Source organism: Nitrospirota bacterium (assembly GCA_016214385.1).
Classification (GTDB): Bacteria; Nitrospirota; Thermodesulfovibrionia; order UBA6902; family JACROP01; genus JACROP01.
Genome location: JACROP010000006.1, coordinates 1 through 4,410, shown reverse-complemented (window position 1 = coordinate 4,410; position 4,410 = coordinate 1). Strand labels below are relative to the sequence as shown.

The following is a 4,410-nucleotide window of genomic DNA, read 5'->3' as shown; positions in this document are numbered from 1 at the left end:
ATCTATTTATGTGAAGTTCGCCTTAAAAGAAGATGCGATTGCAAAAGTATTACCATCACTTTCGGGTAAAATGGTATCTATCCTTATATGGACGACAACCCCATGGACCCTGCCTGCAAACCTCGCCCTCGCAGTACATCCCGATATTACTTATGTTGCGGCTGAAATAAACGGAGAGGTTGCCATCATTGCTGAAGAACGTATTGAGCCCCTGAGAGAAACTCTTTCTTTAAAAGGCGTGCTGCATAGGTTTAAGGGCGCAGTTCTTGAGGGAGGCAAGGCCAAACACCCGTTTATAGAAAGAGACTCTAAGATTATACTCGGAGATTTTGTTTCGCTTGCCGAGGGAACAGGCATTGTCCACATTGCCCCTGGGCATGGCGAAGACGACTACGAGGCCGGGTTAAAATACGGCCTCGACATATACGCACCGGTTGATGATAAAGGTTGTTTTACAGAAGAGATAAAAGACTTCGCTGGACAAAATGTATTCAAGGCAAATCAAGAAATCATTGATTTGCTTAAAAGCAAGGATGCCCTTTTGGCTTCTGAGAAAATCACCCATTCCTATCCCCACTGCTGGAGATGTAAAAAACCTGTAATCTTTCGCGCTACAGAACAGTGGTTTATATCCATGGAAAAAAACGATTTACGGAAAAAAGCCCTTTCTGAGATTGATAAAGTCAACTGGATTCCCAGGTGGGGCAGAGAGAGAATTTATGGCATGGTTGAGAACAGGCCTGACTGGTGCATTTCAAGGCAGAGGGCATGGGGCGTTCCAATAACAGTATTCAGATGCAAGAGTTGCAAAAATTTTTTAATGGACCGTGAGGCTATCGAGAGGATAGTATCTGAAGTTGAAAAGGCAGGTGCTGATATATGGTTTATAAAAAGCGCAACAGAACTTCTACCAGAAGGTTACAGGTGTAAAAGCTGCGGTGGTTCTGATTTTATTAAAGAGCAGGATATTATGGATGTGTGGTTTGACTCAGGTGTAAGCCATGCCGCTGTTGTAGAGGCTGATAAGAGACTGTCCTGGCCATCTAATTTATACCTTGAGGGAAGCGACCAGCACAGGGGATGGTTTCAGAGCTCCCTGCTATGCTCCACAGGTACAAGGGATATGTCCCCTTACAAGGCAGTCCTGACCCATGGCTTTGTTGTTGACGGTCAGGGGAAGAAGATGTCTAAGTCATTGGGGAACGTCATTTCACCTCAGGAAGTCATAAGCAAACACGGAGCAGAGATACTGAGGCTCTGGGCATCGGCTGCTGACTATCGAGAGGACATGAGGATTTCAAAGGAAATCCTTGAACGCCTTGTAGAGGCCTACAGAAAGATTAGAAATACATGCAGGTTTTTGCTGGGCAACATCTATGACTTTGATTACACCTCTTCTATCGACAGAAAATCTCTTCTTGAAATTGACAGGCTTGCCATGAGCAAGCTGCAGAGGCTTATCCAGAGGGTTAACAGGGCCTATGAAAATTTTGAATTTCACGAAGTCTTCCACTCAATATACAACTTCTGCGTAATAGATATGAGTTCTTTTTACCTGGATATATTGAAAGACAGGCTGTATACCTTTAAGGCTAACTCACAAGAACGGCGGGCTTCACAATGGGTCATTTACAAAGTTCTTGTTGCACTCACAAAGATGATGGCGCCAATCCTTTCATTTACAGCAGAAGAGATATGGGGTTTTATTAAAGAAAAGGAGGAAAGTGTTTTTCTGTCAGAGTTTCCTGAGGTAGAGCAAGAATTTCTGGATGAGAAACTCGAGAAGAAATGGGAGGGCCTGCTTAAAATAAGGGATGAAGTCAATAAGGCCCTGGAATTAAAACGGCAGGAAAAATTTATCGGAAATTCCCTTGAGGCAAAAATTACCCTTTTTCTTTCTGATGCCAAATACAATTTACTCAAAGAATACACAACTTTTCTCCCTGCGCTTTTCATAGTCTCATCAATAGAAATCTTCAAGGATGGGAAAGCCCCTCATGATGCTTATGTGAGTTCAGAAATTGATGGGCTGGCAATAGCTATCGAAAAAGCACCGGGGCATAAATGCGAGCGCTGCTGGAACTGGAGCCTCGATGTTGGCAAATACGAAGATTATCCTGAGTTGTGCGGGAGATGTTATAAGGTGTTAAAGGGATGAAACATTTAAATATCAAGGATTCACTGAAGCGAAACGGGCTTTTCATATCTGCGGTTTCCCTGACAGTGGTGGTTTTGGATCAGGTAACGAAACATCTCATTGAAGCATATGTAAGACCCTACGAGGCAATTAAAATACTGCCTGTGCTTCAGATTGTAAATGTAAAAAACAAAGGCGCTGCCTTTAGCCTCTTTTCAAGCCTCGGCAATGACCTGTTTATAATTATCTCTGTCATCGCAATAACTTTTATAGCCATCTACATCATTAAGTTAACACAGAGATCGGAGATTTTTCTTCTTTCCTTAGTCCTCGGAGGGGCTTTAGGAAATTTCATAGACAGGCTTACACTCGGCCATGTTGTTGATTTTATTGACTTCCACATCGGGAATCTCCACTGGCCTGCATTTAACATTGCTGATTCAGCCCTCAGCATCGGACTTCTATTATACATCGCCATCAATTTATGGCCCAGGCGTATGAGCCCCTTACTTGCACCCCGGAGGTGCAAGTAAGGGGCTGACTAAAGAGGCAGATAGGCCCTGGGATTTAAGTCAAAGGTCGCAAACTTCTCATTAACAAAGTGATAATATCCAGCGGCTGCTATCATAGCCGCATTGTCTGTACAGAACTCTGGCAATGGCAGATAAACCTCTATTCCTTCCTCAGAGCCCCTTTGTTTCATAGCAGCCCGCAGGGCACTGTTTGCAGACACACCTCCTGAGAGGGCAACTCTTTTCATTGATTCTCTCTTTGCAGTATCAATAGTCTTTTCAATTAGGACTTCAACAACTGCTGCCTGAAAGCTCGCTGCTATGTCTTCTTTACGTGAGCCTGGATTTTCTTTCAGATGGTTCAGGACAGCGGTCTTCAGGCCGCTGAAACTAAAATCGAGACTCCCTGGCAGATAGGCCCTCGGAAATGGTATTGCATTGCCATCTCCTTTAACTGAAAGACTGTCAATAATAGGCCCGCCTGGATAGCCCAGGCCGAGAAGCTTTGCAACCTTATCATATGCCTCTCCTGCTGCATCGTCCCTTGTCCTGCCAAGCTCTCTATAAATGCCAAATCCATCAACCCTGTAAAGAACTGTATGCCCTCCGGAAACAATTAGAGATAGGAATGGAAATTCAGGTCTTTGCTCTGAAAGCATTGCAGTAAAGATATGTCCCTCGAGATGATTTACAGCAACCAATCGAAGACTTTTTGCATAGGCAACTGCCTTGGCAAAGGACACACCAATAAGGAGAGAGCCTATAAGGCCAGGGCCATGACATACTGCAATAGCAGATATATCCTCAATACCCATGCCGGCTCCTTTTATAGCCTCATCAACAACAGGCCATATCATTTCTATATGACGCCTTGATGCAAGCTCAGGGACAATGCCACCGTATTTTTTATGAATTTCGCTTTGACTTGATACAACGTTAGAGAAAATTTTATGGCCATCTTCGACTATCGAAGCCGATGTGTCATCACAGGATGTATCTATGCCGAGGATAAACATAATAAGCTAATTTTATAACACGCCACGGAGATGTTTTTGGGGAATTATATAAAACATAGCGCATTTATGAGGCTATACTTTGAAAGTGGGTTGGTATTGTAAATACAAACCTGCTTCCCCTGCCAACTTCACTCTCAACCCAGATCCTCCCGCCATGAAGCTCAACAAGCCTCTTTGAAATGCACAGCCCAAGCCCTGTACCTGCATATCTCTTTGTTATAGGCGATTCAAGCTGCTGAAAGGGTTGAAACAACTTTGCCTGGTCTTCCTCTGATATTCCTATGCCTGTGTCTTCTACGCTGATTTCGACCATGTCAAAATCAGCGTCAGGGGTTGGGGATTGGGGGTTGGGGATTGGTTTTTGTTCACTAACCCCTAATCCCAAATCCCTAATCCCTTTTCGTGCAGTTACCCGCACGCTTCCCCCTTCAGGCGTGAATTTTATGGCATTGCTTAAAAGGTTGAGCAACACCTGCTTGAGCTTTCTCTCATCCGCTATAATGCTGTCTAACTTTTGTCGGTACGACAGTCGCAACGACTCATCCATTTCAAAGGAAAGTTTTATCCTGTGCTTGAGGGCCTTTTCTCTAAAAAACAATAGGCTTGCATTAAGAAGGTCTCTCAACGAAAACTCGCTTAACTCAAGTTCCATTCCCTTCGCTTCTATTTTACTCAAATCGAGGATATCGTTTATCAGGGACAGCAGATGTCTTCCGCTCTCGAGAATATCAGTTATATATTCCTT

4 protein-coding genes are annotated in these 4,410 nt (G+C 43.8%); 2 read left to right on the top strand and 2 right to left on the bottom strand.

The genetic code is table 11. From position 1 onward, the window contains the following. Positions 1-2,158, top strand: a 2,158-nt coding sequence (gene ileS, locus HZC12_00235; protein ID MBI5025165.1) for an isoleucine--tRNA ligase, incomplete at its 5' end; no start/stop codon positions are given. After that, complete coding sequence (lspA, locus tag HZC12_00230; GenBank protein MBI5025164.1) at positions 2,155-2,670, top strand: signal peptidase II; 516 nt, start codon at positions 2,155-2,157, stop codon at positions 2,668-2,670. The genes ileS and lspA, both read left to right, overlap by 4 nt. A gap of 8 nt (positions 2,671-2,678) precedes the next feature. Here the strand turns inward: lspA and tsaD are convergent, their stop codons facing one another. Together tsaD and HZC12_00220 are read right to left on the bottom strand one after the other, a co-directional pair. Further along, the gene (gene tsaD, locus HZC12_00225) at positions 2,679-3,665 is read right to left on the bottom strand and encodes a tRNA (adenosine(37)-N6)-threonylcarbamoyltransferase complex transferase subunit TsaD (GenBank protein ID MBI5025163.1); all 987 of its coding nucleotides are present in this window, start codon (positions 3,663-3,665) and stop codon (positions 2,679-2,681) included. Positions 3,666-3,729: 64 nt separating this feature from the next. Continuing rightward, positions 3,730-4,410, bottom strand: a 681-nt coding sequence (locus tag HZC12_00220; GenBank protein MBI5025162.1) for a hypothetical protein, incomplete at its 5' end; no start/stop codon positions are given.